Below are 22,503 nucleotides of genomic sequence, written 5' to 3'. Positions count from 1 at the left end.
GAAGCGAAACTTACTTCACTTCCTTCTCCATCAGCTTGGCGACCATGCTCGCCGGCACTTCTTCGTAATGATCGAAGATCATCGAAAAGGTGCCGCGACCGCTGGTGGCCGAGCGCAGGAAGTTGATGTAGCCGAACATTTCCGCCAGCGGCACAAAGCCTTGCACGAAGGCGTTGGTACCTTTCTGGCCTTGTTCGCTGATCGAGCCGCGGCGGCGGTTGATGTCGCCGATCACGTCGCCGAGGTAGTCGGCTTCGGTGACTACCTCGAGCTTCATGATGGGCTCGAGCAGCTTGGGCTTGGACATCTTCTGCGCTTCGCGGAAGCAGGCGCGACCGGCGATTTCGAAGGCGAGCGCGGAGGAGTCCACGTCATGGTACTTGCCGTCGACCAGGCGTGCCTTGAAATCCAGCACTTCGTAGCCGGCTACCTGACCCTGGCGCGATTCCACCGTGATCGCGTGCTCCACCGCCGGGATGTACTCGCGCGGCACGCGGCCGCCGACGATTTCGTCGGAGAACACCACGCCGCTGCCGGGTTCGCCCGGCTCAAAGATCATCTTCACTTCGGCGAACTGGCCCGAACCGCCGGACTGCTTCTTGTGCGTGTAGGTGTGTTCGACGGTCTGGCCGAAGGCTTCGCGGAAGCTGACCTTGGGCTTGCCCATGTTCGCTTCCACGCCCAGTTCGGTGCGCATGCGGTCGATGGTGATTTCCAGGTGCAGCTCGCCCATGCCCTTGAGCACGGTCTGACCGGTTTCCTGGTCCACTTCCATGCGCAGCGACGGGTCGGCCTTCACCATCTTGTAGAGCGCGGTGGAAAGCTTGTCGATGTCGTTGCGGCTCTTCGGTTCCACCGCCACGCTGATCACCGGGTCGGGGAAGCGCATGCGCTCCAGCAGCACTGGATGCTGCGGATCGGTGAGTGAGTCACCGGTCTCGGTTTCCTTCAGCGACACGAACGCGCAGATGTCGCCGGCGCGCACTTCGTCGATTTCCTTGGTGGCGTTGGCCTGCACTTCCACGATGCGGCCGATGCGTTCTTTCTTGCCGCGGGTGACGTTCTGCAGCGTGTCGCCCTTCTTGATCACGCCGGAGTAGATGCGGGTGAAGGTGAGGGTGCCGAACTGGTCGTTGATTACCTTGAAGGCCAGCGCGCGAACTGGGGCGTCGTCGGTCACCGGCTGTTCGCCGATCACGTTACCGTCCTCGTCTACCATCGAGATGCCGCCGTTCTCACCCGGATACGGCATGTAATCGATCACGCCGTCGAGCATCTGCTGCACGCCCTTGTTGCGGTAGGAAGAGCCGCAGAAGATCGGCACGAGCTTGCCGGCTACGCAACCCTTGCGGATGCACTTCTTCAGTGTCTCCAGCGTTGGCTCGTTGCCTTCCAAATAGGCGTGCATGGCGTCATCGTCCATTTCCACCGCGCTTTCGATGCTTTCTGCGCGCAGCTCGGCGAGCTTGGATACCCATTCCTTGTCGGCAGCGGTGGTGAAGGTCTTCACCTTGGGATGGTCGGCGACCTGATCGAGCGGGATGGTTTCCCACTTACTGTCCTTGTCGCTGCCTTCCCAGATATAACCCTGGCCCGCAATCAGGTCGACCATGCCGATAAAATCGTCATGGCTGCCCAGCGGGATCTGGCACAGCACCACGTTGGCACCCAGTCGATTCTTGATGCCATTGACGGCGTGCTTAAAGTTCGCGCCGATGCGATCCATCTTGTTGATGTAGCACATGCGCGGCACGTTGTACTGATCGGCCAGGCGCCAGTTGGTCTCGGTCTGCGGTTCCACGCCGGCCACGCCGTCGAACACCACCACCGCACCGTCGAGCACGCGCAGCGAACGATTCACCTCGATGGTGAAGTCCACGTGCCCTGGGGTGTCGATCACGTTGATCTGGTGACCTTTCCACTCGGTCGACACGGCTGCCGACTGGATCGTGATGCCGCGCTTGCGTTCCTGTTCCAGATAATCGGTGGTGGTCGAGCCCTTGCCATCCTTCGTGTCATGCACGTCGATGATCTGGTGCTTTTTGCCGGTGTAGTACAGGATGCGCTCGGTAGTGGTGGTCTTGCCAGCATCGATGTGCGCGATGATGCCGATGTTGCGGTAGAGGCTTAGGGGTTTTTGGCGGGCCACAGTCTTGGTTCCGTATTAGAAGTCGTTGGTCGAGCAAAGGCGGGCATGTCATCCACGGTCCGCAGCGTACGGGCCGAATGTGTATTCGGCGTTGCCGAGTGGGCGGGCCGGGAGGCGCTTAGGGCGCCGAGTCGGTCAGCATGTCCTCGTAGAAGGCGCCGAACGGCTCGGTGGGGTGCGCAATCTGAATCTCGAGTATCCACCGCCCCTTGACAGGAGTGTGGTCGAAATCGCCCAGATTGCCGCCCTTGTGTACCGAGTGCGGGAAATCGCTGACGCGATGGCCTCTGATGGCGTGGTTGAAACGCCATCCCATCGCCTCGGCGCGCTCTTGCGCGTAATTATACAGCTTGTTGCCGCTCCAGCCTTCAGTGCGCCATGCGTGCGCTACCACATGGAAAAGGTCGCGGGCTGCCTGGGCGCAGGCCGCCTGCTCGGGGGCATGACCTACCACGAAGGTGTCGCCGACGTCGCCTTCGTGGCCATCGAACACCAGGCCGAGGTCGATGAAATAGATGTCGTTTTCGCCCAGGCGGATGTCGGGAGCGGAGCGATCGCGGAAGGTCTTGGTCGTATTCGGCCCGATCCGGATGATGACCGGGTGCCATAGCCGCTGCATGCCCAGCTCGGCAAAGACCTCTGCGGCTTTTGCGATGGCTTCGTCCTCATTGATGCCGGGGCGCATGAATTCGCGAATCCGGTGGAGCGCGGTCCAACTGCGCGTGCGCGCTTGCTTCATAAGGGCCGGGTCGAATGGTTGTCCTACGGCTTCGCGATCCTGGAGCGCCATTGCTTCATCCTCTTCGAAATCAGCTTGCAAGCACCAGGATCAGGCCGATGCATGCAGGAAGTCCTTGGATCCAGAGCACTTTGCGTGTGGCGACCAGGCCGCCGTACAGGCCAGCCAACAGCACGCAAAGCAGGAAAAAGATCGTTACATGCACACCTTCCGCGCCATTGAGGAACAGCCCCCAGAACAGGCCGGCCGCCAGGAAGCCGTTGTACAACCCTTGATTGCCGGCCAAGACCTTGGTCTGGGCTGCGTACTCGGGCGTGATACCGAACGCGCGCAGGCCTGCCGGCCTGTCCCAAAGAAACATCTCCAGGATCAAGAACCACACGTGCATGAGCGCAATGATTGCGACCACGATGCTGGCTAATGTCGACACGGCGATGTTCCCCAGGAAAGTGGCTCAGCCCAGCGAATAGCCGAATTGATCGTTGAACTCGGCGGTGAATTCCGAATAGGTGAAGCGCTGATTCTGCGTACCAGGGTGCTCCACCTTCAGCGCGCCCATCAACGATGACATGCGTCCGATCGTAGGCCAGTCCAGTTTGTTCATGATGCCGAAGATAAGACCGGCACGGTAGGCATCGCCACAGCCGGTGGGATCGACAATCCGGCGCTCGCGCGCCGCCGGGATTTCGTGGGTCGTACCCTCGGTATGAATCAGCGAGCCACGCGGGCCCAGGGTTACGATATAGGCCTTGACGCGCGCCGCGATCTCCGCCGCATTCCAGCCCGTACGTTGCTGCAGCAACTGTGATTCGTAGTCGTTGACGATCACGTAAGTGGACTTGTCGATCATGGCGCGAAATTCCTCGCCGTTGAACAATGGCATGGCCTGTCCGGGGTCGAACACGAACGGTACGCCTCGTGCGGCAAATTCATCCACATGCTGCAGCATGGCCTCACGTCCATCCGGAGCGACGATGCCGAAGCTGATGCCGTCAATCGTGCTCACATGGTTGGCATGTGCGCTCGACATGGCGCCAGGGTGGAAGGCGGTGATCTGGTTATTGTCGAGATCGGTGGTGATAAAGCATTGCGGGGTGAACTGATCCTCAAAGATACGGATGCAGTCCAGACGGATGCCGCAACGCTCCAGGTGTTCGCGATATGGGCCGAAATCCTGACCTACGGCGGCCACCGGCAAGGGATCGCCACCGAGCAGCTTGAGGTTGTATGCGATATTGCCGGCGCAGCCACCGAATTCGCGGCGCATCCGCGGCACCAGGAAGGACACGTTCAGGATGTGCACCTGATCGGGCAGGATGTGATTCTTGAACTGATCCTGGAACACCATGATGGTGTCGTAGGCAAGCGATCCGCAGATGACGGCAGACATGATTGGCAATCCGGAATGAAAGAGGGTGGCTGGGCGCGGCGCGGCCCAGATACAAACGCATCATCCTAACGGCTGACGGGAAATCAGGAAACCGCCGTTTGACTGACGCCAAGCGCGACGATGCCTTTCTGGATGCGCTGCCATCGAGGCCAGGATGAAACAGGGCAGCGGTTCGCCGGCGTTCGATGAGCCGGCTGTCGGTATCACAGGCAAGGTTGCTTCCTTGAGCATCCCCGCGAAAACAAGCCTTTCTTAACGACAATGTCCTTGCGGACAAAGGGTTTGCTGACTAGACTGGTCCGCTTACTTTTTAGCCAGAGTCGATGCGCGGCGGACCCATGTTCAAGAAGTTTCGCGGGATGTTTTCCAACGATGTTTCCATCGACCTCGGTACAGCCAATACGCTTATTTATGTGCGAGGGCAGGGTATCGTTCTGAACGAGCCTTCTGTCGTCGCCATCCGCCAGGATCGCGGCCCCGGTGGTCCTCGCACGGTGGCGGCGGTCGGGAGCGACGCTAAACGCATGCTGGGCCGTACGCCCGGGAATATTGCGACGGTGCGTCCCATGAAGGATGGCGTCATCGCCGACTTCACCATGACCGAAGCGATGCTGCAGCACTTCATTCGCCAGGTGCATCGCTCGCGCCTGTTGCGCCCGAGTCCGCGCGTGCTGGTCTGCGTGCCTTGCGGTTCCACCCAGGTAGAGCGCCGCGCGATCAAGGAATCGGCCGAAGGCGCCGGTGCGCGCGATGTGTTCCTGATCGAGGAGCCAATGGCCGCCGCGATCGGTGCGGGCATCCCGGTGCATGAGGCACGCGGCTCCATGGTGCTGGACATCGGCGGTGGTACTTCCGAGGTCGCGGTCATTTCGCTCAACGGTATTGTCTACTCGCAGTCCGTGCGGGTCGGCGGCGACCGCTTCGACGAGGCCATCATCAATTACGTACGCCGCAATCATGGCACCCTGATCGGTGAGTCCACGGCCGAGCGCATCAAGCTGGAAATCGGTTGTGCCTTCCCGCAGAGCCAGGTCAAGGAGATCGAAATCTCCGGCCGCAATCTGGCCGAGGGCGTGCCGCGCATGTTCACGGTGAACTCCAACGAGATTCTGGAAGCCCTGCATGAACCGCTCGCCGGAATCGTGGCCGCTGTCAAGTCGGCGCTTGAGCAAACGCCGCCCGAACTGTGCTCCGACGTGGCCGAGCGCGGCATTGTGCTGACCGGCGGTGGAGCGCTGCTGCGCGATCTGGATCGCCTGTTGTCGGAGGAAACCGGCCTCCACGTGCAGGTGGCGGATGATCCGTTGACTTGCGTGGCTCGTGGCGGCGGCAAGGCGCTGGAGCTGATCGACCAGCACGGCAGCGATTTCTTCGCTCCCGAATAAGCCATTCTGGAAGGGGGTGTAGGCCATGCCGCTTGCGCGCGAGGAATCCTCGCCCCTGTTCGCCGGTAGCGCCGCAGGCACGCTGCGGCTGATCTTTTACCTCGCCCTGGCGATGGTGCTGATGGTGTTGGACCATCGCAACGGTTGGTTGTGGCGTCTGCGCTATGCCACCGCCATCGTGGTGGAGCCCGTCTATCGTCTGGCGAGTCTGCCCACCGATGGCCTGCATGCACTCAGCATTGCCTTTGCTGACCGGCGCATGCTGACCGAACAAAACCAGCGGTTGCGCGAAGACTTGTTGTTGGCCAATGCCAAGCTCAACCGCATGGCGGCCGTGGCCCAGCAAAACGAGCGCCTTAAGGAACTGTTGGATACCCAGCACAGTCTGGATCTGCACGTACAGTTGGCGCGCGTGATCGGCATGGACCTGGGGGCTTATCGGCATCGCATCATGATTAACCTCGGTGCCCGCGATGGCATCAAGGCGGGACAGCCGGTGATCGATGCACACGGCGTGATGGGGCAGATTATCGATGTGCTGCCGAATTCTTCGGAAGTGATGCTGGTGACTGATCCCGATCACGCCCTGCCTGTGGTGGTCCAGCGCACCGGCTTGCGCACCATTGCCTATGGCTCGAGAAACGGCGATCAGCTGACGCTGCCGACGATTCCGATGGCGGCCGACATACACCCCGGCGATAAACTGGTCACGTCCGGCCTCGGTGGTCGTTTTCCGCAAGGCTTCCCGGTAGGCGAGGTCCGCAGCGTGGAGCCGGCACCGACAGGCATGTTCCTGGAGGCGCGCGCCGCGCCCAGCGCGGATCTGGATCGCAGCGATGAGGTGTTGGTGTTGCATGACCAGGCCGAGCCGGTTGGGCCGCCGCCGCTGGCGATACCTGCCGGTCCGCCTGCTGATGAAGCGCCGGCGCCGTCAGCCTCAGCTGCGATACCGCATATGACGGCACCCATGACATCCACCGCTCCCATCAAGACGGCCGCCCCCAAGGCGAAGGGTGCGTCGACAGGCGTACCGTCCACATGAGTCGGCAGCGACTCTCCTTCTGGTGGTTCGTCGGCACCCTGGCGATTGCATTGCTGCTGATGCTGGTGCCGCTACCGCATGTGCTGGAGCCGTTCAAACCCTATTGGCCGGCGTTGGTGCTTTTGTATTGGGCGCTGGAGTCGGGCGATCAGCGTGTCACGCTCGGCCTTGCTTTCATCCTGGGCGTTTGCGCGGATTTATTGACGGGCGTGTTGCTGGGCGAGCAGGCGCTGCGCTTATGCGTGCTTGCTTTCATCGCCCTGCGCTTTCGTTCAAGGCTGCGGTTCTTCCCGATGTGGCAGCAGACGTTGGCGGTCCTTGCACTGCTGGTCAACGATCGCTTCCTGCTGCTTGTCGTGCGGGCCTTTGCAGGCGAATCCACGCCGCCGATGCTGTGGTGGGCGTCGCCCTTCGTGAGCGCGTTGCTGTGGCCATTCCTGTTCCTGCTGCTCGACGATTTGCGGATGCGGTTGCGTCTTCAATGAGCAGTAGGCACAGCAAAGCGTGGCGGATCGGTCAGGAGGCACGGGCATGCCCCAGCTGATTCGCCGCCGTTTCAAGGACGCTCGTGGTGAAGGCGAGCTGTTCCGGCGTCGCGCGCTGGCCGGCTTTGGTCTGATCCTGCTGGGACTGGCGGCACTGATTGCTCGCTACGTTTTTTTGCAGGTCCTGCATCATGACGAATTTGCGATGCGCTCGGTCAGCAACAGCGTCAAGCCACGCGCGCTGCCTCCCGCGCGCGGTCTGATCTACGACCGCAACGGCGTGCTGCTGGCCGATAACGTTCCGGCCTTCCGGCTTGAGGTCAGGCCGGACCAGGTGCACGGCGGCATGAAGCAAATGCTGGCTAACCTGGCTGCGGTGGTGCCGCTGGATCAGGATGACCTCGATGCCTTTCGCAAGCAGCTCAAGCAGTCGCGGCCCTTCGACAGCATCCCTTTGAAGATGCGCCTTACCGAGGACGATATCGCGCGCTTCGAAGTCAACCGGTGGCGTTTCCCCGGCGTGGACGTCGTCCCTTATCTCACGCGTTATTACCCGCAGGGTGAGTTGTTTGCCCATGTGGTCGGCTACGTCAATCGCATCGACGCCGACGACCTCGCCCATCTGGATCCGGACGCCTACAAGGGCACCACGCACATCGGCCGGATTGGCCTGGAGCGTTCCTACGAAGACATTTTGCACGGTAAGCCCGGCTACGAACTTGACGAGGTCAACGCCGACGGACGCGTGCAACGAGTGCTGGAAACGCATCCCCCCACGCCGGGCAGGAATCTCTACCTGAGCATCGATGCGCGCATTCAAAAGGCAGCCTACGATGCTTTTGCTGGACGGCCGGGCGCGGCGGTAGCCATCGATCCCCGCAATGGCCAAGTGCTGGCAATGGTCAGCGTGCCGTCTTTTGATCCGAATTTATTCGTCAACGGCATCAGCCAGGCTGATTACAAGGCCTTGCTCAACGCACCAGACAAACCGCTGAACAACCGTGCCCTTGCCGGTGTCTATCCGCCCGGATCGACGGTCAAGCCGCTGGTCGGGCTGGCCGGGCTCGAATACGGATTGCGCACGCCAAACGATACGGTGCTGTCCACCGGCGTTTTCTACATTCCAGGGCAATCGCGAGGCTATCGCGATGATCAGCGCTATGGTGCCGGGCGCGTGAACCTGTACGTCGCGATTGAGCGATCGGTGAATACGTACTTCTATTCGCTTGCGTTGGAGATGGGGATCGACAAATTCAGCGCTTTCATGAGCAGCTTCGGTTTTGGCCACCCTACCGGCATCGATATGCCTGGCGAAGTGTCGGGGGTAGTGCCTTCCCGCGAATGGAAAGCCAGACGCTACAAGCAGCCCTGGTATCCCGGCGAAACCGTCATTGCTGGCATTGGTCAGGGTTATTGGGCGGTGACACCGCTGCAATTGGCGCACGCCATGGCCACATTTGCCGACCGTGGTGTGCCCTATGCACCGCGGGTGGTGGAAGCGACAGGAAGTGTCGGTGGTCAGAAGATTCCGTTGGTGAATACGCCAGAAGGACCTTCATTGATCAAGAACATGGCGGATTGGCAGGCCGTCAATGACGGCATGCAATTGGTGATTTACGGCGATGCCTATGACGCCACCGGTAAAGGGTTGGGCAATGGCTTCCCTTATCGCATTGCCGGTAAAAGCGGTACGGCCGAGCGCTTTTCGCGTACGAGTAGCGCTTACGATGAAAATAAGAGTGCGGCTTATCTAGCCGCACGCCATCGCGCCTGGTTCGAGATGTTCGCCCCGGCGGAAAATCCTCGCATAGCGGTGGTTGTCGTGCTGGAGGCCGGTGCCTGGGGCGGAACCGATGCAGGTCCGATCGCGCGCAAAATTCTGGATGCATGGCTCGCCACCCAAGGCGGCGCGGTACCGCCTGACAAACCGTTGCCGGAAAGTGGCATAACAAGCGCGACATCCGTCGCACCGCCGCCGCCGGAGGATTTGCCGCAAGGCGACACGCCAGCTGTGGACAGCTCCAGCGCGGGAGGGGATTCGCCATGATGATCGATACGATGCGTATCCGCCTGCATCGCTTCCTGCGCCGGTTGTGGACGCGGCCACGGATCGACCTGCCGCTGGCGTTTGCACTGCTCATTCTGTGCTGCGTGGGATTGGTAACGCTATATAGCGCCGGCGACAGCAATGTTTCCCTGGTTGTCGGCCAAGCCGCTCGTTTCGCGCTGGGTGGTGTATTGATTCTGCTGATGTCGCGTCTGCCCCCATCGGTGCTGCGCAACTGGACGCCGTGGCTCTATATCGGAAGCGTGATGTTACTGCTGGTGGTCGCAGTACTTGGCGAAGGCCGTGGCGCCGATCGCTGGCTCAACCTCGGTGTCATGCGTTTTCAGCCGTCGGAGTTGATGAAGCTGACGATGCCGATGATGGTCGCGTGGTATCTGCATCCGCGCCAGCTGCCACCCGGTTGGAAGGACATCGCGGTGGTGGGAGTGATGATCGCGATACCCGCCGCACTGATTGCCAAACAGCCTGATCTCGGTACCGCGCTGCTCGTCTCAGCGGCGGGCGCATTTGCCTTGTTCCTTTCCGGCATGGCGTGGTGGCGCATTGGCGTGTTGCTGGCAGCCGCGGCTGGCATGGTGCCGGTGGCATGGCACTTCATGCATCAGTACCAGCGTGATCGCATTCTGACCATGCTGAATCCGGAATCCGATCCGCTCGGCAATGGCTGGCACATCATCCAGTCGCAGATCGCCGTCGGTTCCGGTGGCATTTTCGGCAAGGGCTTCGAGCAGAGCACCCAGTCGCGACTGGATTTTTTGCCTGAACACACCACCGATTTCATTTTTGCCGTGTTCTGCGAGGAGTTCGGCCTGATCGGCGTATGCGCCATCCTCGTGTTGTACGCCTTCATCATCGGTCGTTGCCTGTGGATTGCGATGGAAGCGCGCGATACCTATTCCCGCCTGTTGGCCGGGGCCATCGGCATGAGCTTCTTTGTTTACGTGTTCGTCAATGGCGGCATGGTGGCTGGCCTCTTGCCGGTCGTGGGTGTGCCCATGCCGATGGTCAGTTATGGCGGTACCTCGGCCGTATCGCTGCTGGTGGGTTTTGGTGTGCTGATGTCGATTCATGCTAATCGCAAAGTGCATGATTAGCGCCGTGTTTTGCCTCTGGGGAGAGGGAGCAAAAACGCACTTGCGTGTTACGCTCCTGCGCATGAAGGGAAAAATAATCTTTGCGCTCGCGGCGCTATGCTTTGCGGCACCTTTTGCTGTCTGGGCGGAACATCCCGGGCAGGCGCAATTGGTCGACGAAGTGGCGAAAGATACCGGCAAGGATCCTGCCGCGCTGAATGCATTGCTCAATGGCGCCACATGTCAGCAAAGCATTCTCGATGCGATCAGTCGTCCGGCTGAAGCAAAGCCGTGGAGCGAATACCGAGCGATCTTCCTGACGCCAGCGCGTATCGATGCGGGCATCGCGTTTTACCGCGAGCACCAGGCCTTGCTTGAAAAGATCGCTGCGCAGTACGGCGTTGCGCCGCAGTACATTGTCGCCATTCTTGGGGTGGAGACCTTCTACGGGCGCAACACCGGCAAATTCAAAGTGCTGGATGCCCTGGTCACGCTGGGCTTGTATTACCCACCGCGTGCCACCTTTTTCAGAAGCGAACTGAAAACCCTGCTCGAACTGCCCGACAGTCAGCTCGCCGGCCCGGTGGATACCCTGATGGGTTCTTATGCAGGTGCCCAAGGCTGGGGCCAGTTCATGCCCAGCAGCATTCGCGATTTCGCCGTGGATGAAGACGGTGATGGCCGCATTGATCTGCAGCATTCGCTGCCCGACATTCTTGCGAGCGTGGCCAACTATTTTGCCAGGCACGGCTGGGTGACCGGTGCTCCGGTGGCCGCCCGTGCGCAGCCCGACGGCGCAGCCAAGGTACTGGCGGTGAAAGACATGGCGCCGCAGTGGACGATCGAACAGCTCGAAGCCTGGGGTTACGCGCCGCTGCAGCATCTGGATCCCGGTGCATTGAGCAGTGTGCAGACTTTCCAGGGATTGAACGGACCCGAAGACTGGTTCACGTTCCAGAATTTCTATGTGATCACGCGCTACAACCGCAGCCCGATGTACGCGATGGCGGTCCATCAGCTGGCGCAGGCAATTCTCGATGGCGTAAACGGCCAGGAGAACGCCACGCGATGAAGATCCTCTGGCGCCTATCGTGGCTGCTAGCGATCACCTTGATGCTGGTCGGATGCGGTGGCCATCGCAGCACGCGCCCGTACTACAGTAGTGGATCGGAACGGTCGCGTGCGGGAGGAGGGGGTGTCTACGACGACACCAGCAAACCGCAAGGCAGCCGCTATCGCGATGGCAGCGACAGCACGCCGGATGGTCCCCCGCCGGATGTGAGCAAGTTGCCCGAACCGGTACCCAAGGTGGAGCCGCGTGCGCTGTATGGCAACAAGTCCCCCTACACCGTGCTTGGCGAGACCTATACCGTGCTGCCTACTGCCCGCGGCTATGATGAGCGTGGCATTGCCTCCTATTACGGCACCAAGTTCCATGGCTACAAGACCTCGGATCTTGAGGATTACGACATGTACAAGTTCACGGCGGCCAGCAAGGTGCTGCCGCTGCCGAGCTACGCGCGTGTCACGAACCTGGAGAACGGCAAGAGCGTGATCGTGCGCGTCAATGACCGCGGCCCATTCCATGAAAACCGTATCATTGACCTCTCCTACGCTGCCGCCGTGAAGATTGGCATCTGGCCCAAGGGTACCGGTCTGGTGGAAGTGCAGGGCATCGATCCTTCCCAGCCCGCGCAAGATGAGCTGCCGGCGCCGATTATTGCCGCCTCGCCGGCGCATGCTCCGGGGATCTATTTGCAGGTCGGCGCATTTGCGGATCCCGCCAATGCCGAGCATGTCGCCGCGCAATTGCGCGTGGCGAATTTCGCTCCGGTGCAGGTGACCGATGCCACCATTGGCGGCCGGCTCGTGCATCGCGTGCGAGTAGGACCTCTCACCGACGTGGATAGCGCCGACCAGGTGAGCGCCAAGATCGAACAAATGGGTCTGCCGCACCCGCAGGTCGCAGTAGACTAAGTTTTTTTATTGTCGAATGGCGCGCATGCGCCGAAATTTAGCTATGGGAAGTACGCCCACGATGAATCTGTTCCGCCGCCCCCTGTACATCTTTGCTGCTGCCGCGCTGGTGTTTGGCGTCAGCGCGATCGCCCAGCAAACGCCGCCCAAACCCGTGCCCAATGTACCGGCGCCGGCGTCCGTGCAAGTACCGGTGCCGCCTCCGCCGGATGTGGATGGCAAGGCATGGGTGTTGATGGATTACGCCACCGGCCAGATCCTCGCTTCCAAGAATCCCGACATGCGCGTGGAGCCGGCCTCCATTACCAAGGTGATGACCGACTACGTGGTCTCCGCGCAATTGGCCGCCGGCAAGATCCATCTCACCGATCCGGTGACGATCAGCGAACATGCATGGCGTGCCGGCGGTGCAGGTACGGACGGCTCCACCAGTTTCCTGAAGCTTGGCAGCCAGGTGCCGCTGAAGGATCTGCTGTACGGCATGATCATCCAATCCGGCAACGATGCCGCGATCGCGCTGGCTGAGCACACCGCCGGTTCGGAAGGGACGTTCGCGAATCTGATGAACGCCTATGCCAAGCAGCTCGGCATGGTGAATACGCACTATTCGGATGCGTCCGGTTATCCGGTCCCTGACCACTACACGACCGCCCATGATGTTGCGATCCTGACCCGTGCGCTGATCCACGACTATCCGGAGGACTACGCCATTTCGGCGATCAAGGAGTTCGAGTGGAACGGCATCAAGCAGGGCAATCGCAACACGCTGTTGTGGCGTGATCCGAGTGTGGACGGTGTGAAGACCGGCCACACCGCCGAAGCAGGCTTTTGCCTTGATGCCTCCGCCAAGCGCGGAGACGAGCGCATGATCGCGATCGTGATGGGCGCCAGCAGCGAAAAAGCGCGCGCGGATTCGGCCATGGCCCTGCTCAACTATGGGTTCCGTTTCTTCGAAACCCACAAGCTCTATGAAGTCGGCAAACCGCTTGCCACGCCGCGCTTGTGGAAAGGCGAAGAGGATCAGCTGCCGATCGGCGTGCCGCAGGACGTGCTGGTAACCGTGAAGACCGGCGACTACAGCAAGCTGAAAGCCACTATGGATATTCCATCTACGTTGATCGCGCCCTACAAGAAGGGGCAGCAGGTCGGCACGCTGCACATCACCGAAGACGGCCAGTCGATCGAAGATGTCCCACTGGTTGCGATGAACGATGCGCCACAGGGTGGTTTCTTCAAACGGTTGTGGGACACCATCCTGCTGTGGTTCCACGGTAGCGGCAAGAAATAGATTTGGCGCCCCTTCTCCCCTGTCAGGGGAGAAGGGGCGGCGTGTTGTGTCGCGAATGCGCGCTGTGACTCCAAGCACCTGAAGTAACGGAGAGAACCCATGAAAGACCTGGGCGAAATCAAGGCTCAGCAAGAGGGCCAGGGCTTCCAATTTCCCGGCGAATTCGAGATCACCGCCATGGGCGGCGCAGACGCCGACCTCAAGGCGCGCGTCCCGCAGATACTGGAAGGCATCGGCCTTCACGTATGGCATGAAACTGTACGACATCGACATTCCCGCGAAGGCAACTTCCTTTCCGTTACCGTCAGCTTCCGCTGTGAGACGCGCGAGCAATACGATGCCGCTCACGCAGCGCTGCGGGCGGATCCGGCGATTCGCTACACGCTGTGACCGGCCAGTGGGGAATCCTGGCCTCAATCGTATCCTGACGTGAAGTTCTCAACAGATAGCGAACGCCGAGCCTTGCTGCCTTCCTCGATCGTCCCCTTGCAAGCTCCGTTCCGGCGCCGCACATTGGTTCCGTTATTCCCCAAGTGCACCTCCCCCATGTCTCTTCCCCTGAAAATCCGCCGCCTGGGCCGTCAGCCCTACGAGCCTGTCTGGCAGGCAATGAGCGCATTTACTGACAACCGCACGGCCGATACGGTCGATGAGTTGTGGGTGCTGGAACACGATCCGGTATTTACCCTCGGCCAGGCCGGCAAAATGGAACATGTGCTGGCTCCGGGCGATATCCCAGTCGTTCCGGTGGATCGTGGTGGCCAGGTGACCTATCACGGTCCAGGGCAGATCGTGGCATATCCGCTGATTGATCTGCGCCGTGCAGGCGTAGGTGTGCGTGAGCTGGTGCACCGGATCGAGCAGGCCATTATCGATGCCCTGGGGCGCTGGAATATCGAAGCCGTGCGGCGTGAAGGCGCACCAGGGGTCTATGTCGCAGAGGCCAAGGTCGCCGCGCTGGGTTTGCGCGTTCGGCGAGGCTGCAGTTTCCACGGTTTGGCCTTCAACGTGAACATGAACCTGGAGCCGTTCCACCGCATCAATCCTTGCGGATACAAGGGCCTGGCGGTCACGCAAGTGCTAGACTTGGGCGGTCCGTCGCGGTTGGCGGATGTCGAAGATGCGCTGATCGGCGAGTTCTGCCGGCAGTTCGGCTTCGAGGCTGAGCCGGCCGCTCCCATCCTCCCCGAACTCCCCGCTCGCGTGGCGGTCTGAGCTGTTTCATGAGCGACACCACCGCATCCTCCACGAAAGCCATTCCGATCAGCGTTGTCAGCGGTGCTCCCGTCGAGAAGCAGCTCGGCAACGACAAGATCGCACTCAACCGCGCGGGCTTCGATAGCAGCGTGCCGACGTTGCGCAAGCCAAGCTGGATTCGCGTGCGCTTGCCACAAGGCAATGCCGTGCAGCAGCTCAAGGCACGCCTGCGCGCCAACGCCCTGGTGACCGTCTGCGAAGAGGCGTCCTGCCCGAACATCCACGAATGTTTCAGCAAGGGTACGGCCACCTTCATGATTCTCGGCGAGGTGTGCACCCGCCGCTGCTCGTTCTGCGATGTCGCGCATGGGCGTCCGGCGCCGCCCGATCCGCTGGAACCGGCGCGTCTGGCCGACACCATTCACGATATGCGCCTGAAGTACGTGGTGATTACGTCAGTCGACCGCGACGATCTGCGCGACGGCGGCGCGGAGCATTTTGCCGCCTGCATCCGCGCCGTGCGCCATGCCAATCCGGATATCCGCATCGAGATCCTTACACCGGATTTTCGCGGCAAGGGACGCATGGAACGCGCATTGGAAGTGCTGAAAGATTTTCCGCCGGACGTGTTCAACCACAATCTGGAAACCGTGCCGCACCTCTATCGCGAAGTGCGTCCGGGCGCTGACTACCAGTGGTCGCTCGACCTGCTGAAGCACTTCAAGGCGCAACACCCCGAGATTCCCACCAAGTCCGGCATCATGCTGGGCCTGGGTGAAACCTACGAGCAAGTCATCGAAACCATGCGTGATCTGCGCGCCCATGACGTCGACATGATCACCATCGGCCAATATCTGCAGCCTACGCCGCATCACCATCCGGTCGTTCGCTACTGGACGCCGGACGAATTCGAGTCCCTGCGTGCAGCAGGCGAAGCGATGGGCTTTCATCACGTTGCTTCCGGTCCCCTCGTTCGCTCCTCCTACCATGCCGACCAGCAGGCTCACGCGGCTGGTGTCACCGAACACGCCTAAGAACAGGCTCATCTATGACCTTTCGCTTTCGTCCCTTGCTCGCCCTGGTGATCGCCCTAGGCATCACGACCACCGCCGCCTTCGCACAATCGGCAGCCGATCTCGGCGCAAGCATGCCGCGCAAGGAATCGACGCTGCCCTTGCAGCCCACCAATGACGAAGCGAATGCGGCGCTGCTTTCGGCGCACCTGCTTACCCGCTTCCACTACGACGCGCAGCCGCTCGACGATGCGATGTCGGAGAAGATCTACAAGCTTTACTTCAAGCTGCTGGATGGCGAGAAGGTCTTCTTCACGCAGCAGGACATGGCGAAGTTCGCCCAGTACAAGGACAAGTTCGACGACGCGATCTGGAACAAGGACCTGTCCGGCCCCTTCGATATCTTCAACCAATACATCCTGCGCGCCGTTGACCGCATGAACTATGCGCGCAGCCTGTTGAAGCAGGGCTTCAATTTCAACACCAACGACACTTACAACGTCGATCGCAAGAATGCCGATTGGCCCAAGGACAAGGCCGCGCTTGATGAACTCTGGCGCGAGCGCACCATGAACGATTGGCTGCGCCTGAAGCTGGCAGGCAAGAGCGACGACGACATCCGCAAGATTCTCGACAAGCGCTACAGCAACTACATTGACCGTGTAAAGCAACTGGATGGCCAGGATGCTTTCCAGACCTTCATGACCGCGTATGCCAACTCGACCGATCCGCACACGGATTACATGGGGCCGCGCGAAGCCGAGAACTTCGACATCTCCATGAAGCTCTCGCTGGAAGGCATTGGTGCCGTGTTGCAGCAGCGCGATGATTACACCGTGATCCGCGAGCTGGTGCCCGGTGGTCCGGCCATCAAGTCCGGCAAGCTGCATGTCGGCGATTATGTGCTCGGCGTCGGCCAGGGCGACAAAGGTCCGATCGTTGACGTGGTCGGCTGGCGCATCGACGACGTGGTGAACCTGATCCGCGGCAAGAAGGACACCACCGTGCGTCTGGAAATCGTACCGGGCGAACTGGGCACGGATGGCAAGCACGAAATCATCACGCTGGTGCGCAAGAAGGTCACCATCGAGGAGCAGGCGGCCAAGAAGAAGGTGATCGAGGTTACCGACGGCGGTGTTACCCGCAAGATCGGTGTGATCGAGTTGCCGATGTTCTATTCCGACTTCGGTGCGCGCAGCGAAGGCGACAAGAACTTCAAGAGCGCCACCCGTGATGTGGCCAAGCTGCTGAACGAACTCAAGGCCGAAGGCGTGCAGGGCGTGATCATGGACCTGCGCAACAACGGCGGCGGTTCGCTCTACGAAGCGAACGAGCTTACCGGTCTGTTCATCGACAAGGGCCCGGTGGTGCAGGTGCGCAATGCGCAAGGCCAAGTGCAGGTGCAGGGTGATGACGATCCCGGCATGGTCTGGAGCGGTCCGCTTGCCGTGTTGGTCAATCGCGGCACGGCTTCCGCCTCGGAGATTTTCTCCGCAGCGATCCAGGATTACGGTCGCGGGCTGATCATCGGCACGCAAACCTTCGGCAAGGGTACGGTGCAGACGCTGATCGACCTCAACAAATTTGCGGCCGATCCCGACACCAACACCGACTATGGTGCGCTGAAAATGACGGTGCAGGAGTTTTTCCGCATCAATGGCGGCTCTACGCAATTGCGTGGTGTCGCACCGGACATCCTGTATCCCTCCAATGGCGACGAGAAGGATTTCGGCGAGTCGACCTATGACAACGCCTTGCCCTGGACTCAAATCCCGCCCGCCGACTACAAGCCCGTGGCGGATATGAAGGCTTACCTGCCGCAGCTGCAGCAACTGCACGATGCTCGCGTTGCCAAGTCCCAGGCATGGCAGCTGATGATCGACGAGATCACGGAATACAAGAAGCTGGCCGATCGCACCACGATTTCGTTGAACTACGATCAGCGGCTGGCCGAGCGCAAGCAATTGGACGCCATCCAGGCCCAGTTCCGCGCGCGGCACAAGGCGATCGACGGTACGGATGCCGCCGAGGTCGATGCTGATACCCAGCTTGATGACGGGCTCAATCCGAGCGAGCGCAGCCTCAAGTCGGAACTGAAGGAACAGGCCGATGCCAAGAAGGCACCGGATCCGCAATTGCAAGAAACCTCGCACATCCTGTTCGACGCGATCGGCCTGATCAACGCCAATCCCAAGCTGGCGGCGGAAGTGCTGCCCTATGGCGGCAAGCAGAGTGACAGTGCGTCGATGGCATCGGCTAACGCCCCGATCTCGCTGCCTGCTCCGATGGTCGAGCCGGCACCTTCGCAAGCGCCGGCCGCGGCAGGCTCGTCAGGCCAGTAACCGGCTACGGTAAGTACGAAAAAGCAGCGCTTCGGCGCTGTTTTTTTTGCGTTCGTCACCGTTTCCCGACAGCAGCAAAAGCGGAAACCTCGCGAGTCTCTTTACTGTTGCAGGCAGCACTCATGATTGCTGGGCGTGAACCATAAGTAGCCACGCACGTATCTTTGGAGCGAGGATGGCGGCACGGCGACAAGGAGCTATCGCGCATGAACCTGCTATCCAGCTTTGCGCTTGCAGGCGGTCTTGCCTGGGCTAGTGGTATCCGTTTGTATGCCACCCTGTTCCTCACCGGGTTGCTGGGGCGATTGGGTTACGTTGCGCTTCCGCCGGGACTGGAAATACTCAGCCACAACACCGTATTGATCGTGTCCGGTGTGCTCATGGTGGGTGAATTTCTCGCCGACAAGATTCCCGTTTTCGACAGTGTCTGGGATGCCGTCCACACCTTCATTCGCATTCCCGTCGGCACCTTGCTGGCCTGGGGCGTGTTCACGCATGCCAACGCGGATCAGCAAGTAGCCGCTGCCCTACTCGGTGGGGTCGTTGTGGCCAGCACCCATCTGGCCAAGACAGGCACGCGCGCCTTGATCAACACATCGCCCGAGCCTTTCAGCAATTGGGGTGCCAGCACAGGCGAAGACATTTCCCTGTTCGGGATCCTTTATCTGATGTGGAGGCATCCATGGGCGCTGCTGGCATTGCTGGCGCTGTTCCTTATCCTGCTGTGCTGGCTGCTGCCGAAAATCGTGCGCGGCTTGCGCGCCATCATCGGGCAGTGGCGCAAATTTGCGAGAAAAGCCGATTCTTCATGATCGCGCTTTTATCGGTATTTCATGTTTGCGCAGGTTGCGCTTTTGAGCGCCCATCGCGCCGTCATTCTCTCTCGATGGGGGCGATTTTCAGCGTGCATTGCTGCATGTAATGCAACGTGGCTTTTTCCAGAAAGTTTGGATCTGAGAGGCAATGCATAACGAGTTGGGCATACGAAATGCCCAACTCCAAACGCGAACAGTGCAACACCATGCGTGCGTGGTTACGGGGCGCTCAGCTCTGCTTGGCTTTACCCTGTTTCGCCTTGTCTTTCTGCTGCTTCCGCCATTGCTGATATTCCGTCACCTGTGGCAGATCGCGTAGCAGCTTCGAGTGTGGGTCGATGATCACCAGCGTGCCGACAGGCGCCTGCACCATGCCTTCGCCATGCGTCATCGGTAACTCGTGCACAGTTTCGCCCACTTGTACTTCCACCGGCATCGGGAAGGGCAGGTTATTCGGTGCATGCCAATGCAAGTTGAGCGTGTCGCCCTGGCGTTGTACCTCCAACACGGGCAATGCCGCCTGATACAGGTACACATTGAAGAACCAGTCCAGGTTGCGCCCGGTTACCTTGTCTACGATGTCGACGAAATCGCGCGAAGTGGCGTAATGCGGCGCAAAGTTGCCGGGCTTCGGATCAGGCCGTCCGTACACCAGCATGCGCAGGCTCTCGAAGAAATCGCGATCGCCGATCAGGTTGCGTAGCGAGTGCAGCATCAGCGCCCCTTTGTTGTAGATGTCCAGGCCTGGGCCATGGGCATCGTCGTAAACCTGATCTTCCGTTTTGCTCGAGGCCGATACGATCGGATAGCGATTGCGCAGCGTGAGGCGCATTTTGTTGAGCCACGCGTAATAACCCATGTCGCCGTTGATCACCTGGCTATACAGCGGCTGCATGTACGAGGCAAACGCTTCGTGCAGCCACATGTCATTCCAGTCGGCATTGGTCATCTGGTTGCCGAACCACTCGTGCGAAAACTCGTGCTGCAGCAGCCAGTCGAATCCGCTGCCATCCTTCGCAAAGTGGTTGCCATAGGCATTGATGGTCTGATGCTCCATGCCGAGATAGGGGGTTTCCACCACGCCCATTTTTTCATCGCCAAAGGGATACGGCCCGATTTCCTCCTCCATGAAATCCAGCATGCGCGGAAATTCCGCGAACAGCGCCTGCGCTTGTTTTTCTTGCCCAGGCAGGTACCAGAACTGCATCGGAATCACGATGCCATAGCGACTGTGGTAGTCGCCGGTCAACTCTTTGAACGGCCCCACATTGATGGAAACCGCATAAGTGGTCGGATGCTTGGCGCGCCAGTGATAAGTACGCTTGTTGCCTTCATCGCTGACGCCGATGAGCACGCCATTGCCCGGCGCCACCAGCGGCTTGGGTACGGTCACGTAAAGATCGACCAGATCCGGCTTGCCTTCGGGATGATCGATGCATGGCCAGAACAAATCGCAGCCTTCGCCTTCCACGGCGCTGCCCACCCACGGCTGACCGTCGTCGGTATGACTCCAGACAAAGCCCCCATCCCACGGAGCCTTCTTCGCGACGTGCGGACGGCCGCCGTAATGCACCGTTGCGGTCACACGCTGTCCCGCGCTCAGCGCGTGAGGCAGTCGAATTTTCAAGCGTCCTTCCGGGTTGCTCCAATCTGCGGCAGCCAGCGGCTTGCCATCCACTTCGATGGCAGAAATCGGCAGGTTGCGATCCAGGTCCAGCCATAGCACATCGGTTGCCGCGAGGGCCGTGAAGGTTAGCGAGGCAGTAGCATCGATACGCTGCTGTGAGGGATCCACGGCAATATGCAAATCCGCGTGGTCGAAATGCACGCGCCTTTGTTCGGCAGGCATGATGCCGCCGGAATTCTCCGTCAGCGCCGTCAGAGGCGGCTGCTTGGTCTGGGCGTAGACGCCACCGGCCATGCCGATGGAAAGGGCGAGCGCAAGCAGGGCTGGACGCAAAGCGCGCATGAGTCATGGATCCCCAAGGTAGATGTCCACCCATCATGCGGTGTCGCGGCGCAGCGCGATAAAGCCAAAAGTCATGCCCTGCCGGGCAAAACGGGGGCTTAGCCGTAGCGTTTGCGCAACAGCGCGAACAAGGCGCGCAGCCCCATGGCCTCGCCGCCACGCGGACGACCGGGCCGGTCGCCATCATTCCAAGCGTAGGTATCCAGATGCAGCCAGGGCATGCCTTCGGGAATGAAGCGTTCCATGAAAAGCGCCGCCGTGATGGCGCCCGCGTGGCGCGATGCGCCTGCGTTGGCGAAATCGGCGATGTAGGAATCCAGCATCTTGCGATACGGACGCCATAGCGGCAGTCGCCACAGCGGATCGGCCACCGCGTTGCCACACGCCAATGCCGCGTCGGCGATTGCATCGTCATTGGCAAACAGGGCGGGCAAATCCGGCCCCAGCGCCACGCGTGCCGCACCGGTCAAGGTGGCGAAATCGATAATCAACTCGGGCTCCTGCTCCGCGGCATACGCCAGTGCGTCGCAAAGAATCAGGCGCCCTTCGGCGTCTGTGTTGTCGACTTCCACGCTATGGCCGGCGCGCGTCACGATCACCTCGCCGGGGCGCATGGCGTTGCCGGCCACGGCGTTCTCCACGGCGGGAACGAGCAAAGTCAACCGCACTGGCAACTTGGCATCCATCACCAGGCCGGCCAGCGCAATCGCGTGCGCGGCGCCCCCCATGTCCTTCTTCATCCAACGCATGCCGTCAGAGGGTTTCAGATCCAAGCCGCCGGTATCAAAACACACGCCTTTGCCGACCAGCACCACCTTCGGATCCGATGCCTTGCCCCAGGTCAGTTCGATCAGACGCGGTGAGCGATGACTGGCGCGGCCCACGGCATGGATGGTGGGAAAATTATCTTCCAGCAACTCATCGCCTACCCATTCGCGCACCTTCGCCTTATGCACTTTGCCGAGTTGCTTCACGGCTTCCGAAAGATGCTTCGGGCCCATGTCTTCAGTCGGCGTATTGACCAGATCGCGCACCAGATAAGTCGCGTTGATCAACGGTGTCAATGCTTTGAGCGTGTCGGCATCGACAGCCAGCGTCGCCGCTTCGCGCCGTGGTTTGCGATAGCGCGCGAATTGATAAGCACCTAGCGCCCAGCCCAGCGCAACCAGCTGCGGATCCAACGCCACACTTTCGGCTGCCAGCGCATATTCCGCCACCGGCAGCGTCATCGGCAACGCCGCCAAGGCCGAAAGCGGATCCTGCCGGTCCACTCCCATCAACACGCGAACGATCTTGCCGTGCACATCGGCAAGCAGGCAGACTGTGCCGGGTTTGGCATCGAACGCGTTTTCATCCAGCCAATGGCGCTGTGCGGCGTTCAGGCGCTTGCGCGTCGTTGCCAGATGCGCGGGATCGGTGGCTTCGATAGGCGTAGGGGCGTGACGGTTGGCGCGGCGTTCGATCAGGACGGACATGCGATTCCTTAGGCGCACATCGAGCATGCGCGAATCATGGCAACAGGACGCTGATGATGCGCGTTTTTCCGAAACGGTTCAAAACCGCACGATGCT

General features: G+C 60.6%; 19 protein-coding genes. 13 read left to right on the top strand and 6 right to left on the bottom strand.

All coding sequences use genetic code 11. The features are described 5' to 3' along the window. Positions 1-10 precede the first annotated feature (10 nt). From fusA to AC4HNJ_RS06555, 4 genes are all read right to left on the bottom strand, one after another. A complete protein-coding gene (fusA, locus tag AC4HNJ_RS06570) occupies positions 11-2,149 on the bottom strand; it encodes an elongation factor G (protein WP_490478747.1) in 2,139 nt (712 codons plus the stop codon). Between the two features lie 118 nt (positions 2,150-2,267). Next, positions 2,268-2,969 (bottom strand): M24 family metallopeptidase, encoded by a 702-nt coding sequence (locus AC4HNJ_RS06565; protein ID WP_490478746.1) that lies wholly within the window; start codon positions 2,967-2,969, stop codon positions 2,268-2,270. Further along, positions 2,959-3,318 carry a DUF1304 domain-containing protein gene (locus AC4HNJ_RS06560; protein ID WP_490478745.1) on the bottom strand — a complete coding sequence of 120 codons (360 nt, stop codon included), beginning with the start codon at positions 3,316-3,318 and terminating at the stop codon, positions 2,959-2,961. The genes AC4HNJ_RS06565 and AC4HNJ_RS06560 overlap by 11 nt, the downstream gene beginning before the upstream one ends. A gap of 24 nt (positions 3,319-3,342) precedes the next feature. Next, entirely contained in the window at positions 3,343-4,278 is a 936-nt protein-coding gene (locus AC4HNJ_RS06555; RefSeq protein ID WP_490478744.1) for a carbohydrate kinase family protein, read from the bottom strand. A gap of 338 nt (positions 4,279-4,616) precedes the next feature. Between AC4HNJ_RS06555 and AC4HNJ_RS06550 the strand changes: the two genes are divergently transcribed. The 13 genes from AC4HNJ_RS06550 (at position 4,617) to AC4HNJ_RS06490 (ending at position 18,960) form a co-directional block, all read left to right on the top strand. After that, complete coding sequence (locus tag AC4HNJ_RS06550; protein WP_490478743.1) at positions 4,617-5,663, top strand: rod shape-determining protein; 1,047 nt, start codon at positions 4,617-4,619, stop codon at positions 5,661-5,663. Positions 5,664-5,688: 25 nt separating this feature from the next. Then, positions 5,689-6,705 carry a rod shape-determining protein MreC gene (mreC, locus tag AC4HNJ_RS06545; protein WP_490478742.1) on the top strand — a complete coding sequence of 339 codons (1,017 nt, stop codon included), beginning with the start codon at positions 5,689-5,691 and terminating at the stop codon, positions 6,703-6,705. Then, positions 6,702-7,190 carry a rod shape-determining protein MreD gene (gene mreD, locus AC4HNJ_RS06540; protein WP_490478741.1) on the top strand — a complete coding sequence of 163 codons (489 nt, stop codon included), beginning with the start codon at positions 6,702-6,704 and terminating at the stop codon, positions 7,188-7,190. The genes mreC and mreD overlap by 4 nt, the downstream gene beginning before the upstream one ends. A 46-nt stretch (positions 7,191-7,236) precedes the next feature. Beyond that, the gene (mrdA, locus tag AC4HNJ_RS06535; protein WP_490478740.1) at positions 7,237-9,237 is read left to right on the top strand and encodes a penicillin-binding protein 2; all 2,001 of its coding nucleotides are present in this window, start codon (positions 7,237-7,239) and stop codon (positions 9,235-9,237) included. Continuing rightward, on the top strand, positions 9,237-10,352 hold the full coding sequence (gene rodA, locus AC4HNJ_RS06530) for a rod shape-determining protein RodA (RefSeq protein ID WP_490478916.1): 1,116 nt from the start codon (positions 9,237-9,239) through the stop codon (positions 10,350-10,352). Before mrdA ends, rodA begins: the two co-directional genes overlap by 1 nt. A gap of 61 nt (positions 10,353-10,413) precedes the next feature. Further along, the gene (gene mltB / locus AC4HNJ_RS06525) at positions 10,414-11,403 is read left to right on the top strand and encodes a lytic murein transglycosylase B (RefSeq protein WP_490478739.1); all 990 of its coding nucleotides are present in this window, start codon (positions 10,414-10,416) and stop codon (positions 11,401-11,403) included. Continuing rightward, positions 11,400-12,308, top strand: a complete 909-nt coding sequence (locus AC4HNJ_RS06520) for a septal ring lytic transglycosylase RlpA family protein (RefSeq protein WP_490478738.1) — start codon at positions 11,400-11,402, stop codon at positions 12,306-12,308. Before mltB ends, AC4HNJ_RS06520 begins: the two co-directional genes overlap by 4 nt. Positions 12,309-12,369: 61 nt before the next feature. Then, entirely contained in the window at positions 12,370-13,596 is a 1,227-nt protein-coding gene (locus AC4HNJ_RS06515; RefSeq protein WP_490478737.1) for a D-alanyl-D-alanine carboxypeptidase family protein, read from the top strand. A 99-nt stretch (positions 13,597-13,695) separates the two neighbouring features. Then, positions 13,696-13,986 (top strand): YbeD family protein, encoded by a 291-nt coding sequence (locus AC4HNJ_RS06510; RefSeq protein WP_490478736.1) that lies wholly within the window; start codon positions 13,696-13,698, stop codon positions 13,984-13,986. Positions 13,987-14,142: 156 nt separating this feature from the next. After that, on the top strand, positions 14,143-14,811 hold the full coding sequence (lipB, locus tag AC4HNJ_RS06505; protein WP_490478735.1) for a lipoyl(octanoyl) transferase LipB: 669 nt from the start codon (positions 14,143-14,145) through the stop codon (positions 14,809-14,811). Positions 14,812-14,819: 8 nt separating this feature from the next. Then, entirely contained in the window at positions 14,820-15,827 is a 1,008-nt protein-coding gene (lipA, locus tag AC4HNJ_RS06500) for a lipoyl synthase (protein ID WP_490478734.1), read from the top strand. A gap of 113 nt (positions 15,828-15,940) precedes the next feature. Beyond that, positions 15,941-18,148, top strand: coding sequence for a carboxy terminal-processing peptidase (locus AC4HNJ_RS06495; RefSeq protein ID WP_490478915.1), 2,208 nt, complete (start codon positions 15,941-15,943; stop codon positions 18,146-18,148). Positions 18,149-18,354: 206 nt separating this feature from the next. Then, positions 18,355-18,960, top strand: coding sequence for a DUF4126 domain-containing protein (locus AC4HNJ_RS06490; protein ID WP_490478733.1), 606 nt, complete (start codon positions 18,355-18,357; stop codon positions 18,958-18,960). A gap of 232 nt (positions 18,961-19,192) precedes the next feature. Here AC4HNJ_RS06490 and AC4HNJ_RS06485 read toward each other — a convergent pair whose 3' ends face one another. Together AC4HNJ_RS06485 and AC4HNJ_RS06480 are read right to left on the bottom strand one after the other, a co-directional pair. Further along, entirely contained in the window at positions 19,193-20,932 is a 1,740-nt protein-coding gene (locus tag AC4HNJ_RS06485; protein ID WP_490478732.1) for a M1 family metallopeptidase, read from the bottom strand. Between the two features lie 98 nt (positions 20,933-21,030). Beyond that, positions 21,031-22,407 (bottom strand): leucyl aminopeptidase family protein, encoded by a 1,377-nt coding sequence (locus AC4HNJ_RS06480; protein WP_490478731.1) that lies wholly within the window; start codon positions 22,405-22,407, stop codon positions 21,031-21,033. Between the last annotated feature and the right edge of the window lie 96 nt (positions 22,408-22,503).

This window comes from Dyella sp. SYSU CM1112 (genome assembly GCF_058216415.1).
The sequence above is the reverse complement of the archived record's forward strand: the minus strand, read 5'-3'. Positions and strand labels throughout refer to the sequence as shown.